The sequence below is a fragment of the Robbsia andropogonis genome, from assembly GCF_000970345.1.
In the GTDB taxonomy this organism is placed as follows: domain Bacteria; phylum Pseudomonadota; class Gammaproteobacteria; order Burkholderiales; family Burkholderiaceae; genus Robbsia; species Robbsia andropogonis.
The window spans coordinates 1-426 of the sequence record NZ_LAQU01000258.1; the positions used below are offsets into that span (position 1 = coordinate 1).

Genomic DNA, 426 nt, shown 5'->3' on the forward strand with positions numbered 1-426 from the left:
GTAAGCGTCGACCGAAGGCATCTTGTTAGCCGCGTATTTCATGTGGCCGGGTATCGAATGGCGGCAGGCCGGTAGTGCCCATTTATTTATAAATGGGCACTCCAATAAGCTTTTTAAGCCTCGTGGAGTTTGCTGGAAGCGATGTTCCACGGCAGCAGGTCGTCGATCTGGTTGACCGGGTGGTCGGCTATGCGCGTGAACACCTCGCGCAGATACGTCTCTGGCTCGATCCCGTTGAGTTTGGCCGTACCGATTAGGCTGTACATGGCGGCCGCACGTTCGCCCCCTGACTCCGAGCCAGCAAATAGATAATTCTTGCGGCCCAGCGCCACGGCGCGCAACGCGCGTTCGACGGCGTTATTGTCAATTTCCGCACGGCCATCCTGGACGAATGTATTCAGCGCATCCCATCGATTGAGCGCGTAT

1 protein-coding gene is annotated in these 426 nt (G+C 56.8%); it reads right to left on the bottom strand.

Going from position 1 to position 426, the window contains the following annotated elements:
* Positions 1–113: 113 nt before the first annotated feature.
* Positions 114–426: transposase domain-containing protein (locus tag WM40_RS27420; protein WP_046154711.1), on the bottom strand; the 313-nt coding region annotated here is incomplete at its 5' end.